This is a genomic window from Pseudoalteromonas sp. Angola-4, assembly GCF_028599265.1.
Taxonomy (GTDB): Bacteria; Pseudomonadota; Gammaproteobacteria; order Enterobacterales; family Alteromonadaceae; genus Pseudoalteromonas; species Pseudoalteromonas atlantica.
This window is the reverse complement of record NZ_JAQREK010000124.1, coordinates 1-261: the sequence shown is the minus strand read 5'-3', so window position 1 is coordinate 261 and position 261 is coordinate 1. Positions and strand designations below refer to the sequence as shown.

Annotated in this window: 1 rRNA gene; it reads right to left on the bottom strand. The window is 52.5% G+C overall.

Annotated features, from left to right (window positions below):
- Positions 1-261, bottom strand: a 23S ribosomal RNA gene (locus PSH48_RS21115); the annotation flags it as partial.

Sequence of the window (261 nt, the reverse complement as noted above, 5' to 3'; positions counted from 1 at the left end):
GGTCTTCCGGCGTGCGGGTTTTTCACCCGCATTATCGTTACTCATGTCAGCATTCGCACTTCTGATACGTCCAGCATACCTCCCGGTACACCTTCAACCGCTTACAGAACGCTCCCCTACCACTCATACAAAGTATGAATCCGCAGCTTCGGTGCATAGTTTAGCCCCGTTACATCTTCCGCGCAGACCGACTCGACCAGTGAGCTATTACGCTTTCTTTAAAGGATGGCTGCTTCTAAGCCAACCTCCTGGCTGTCTGGG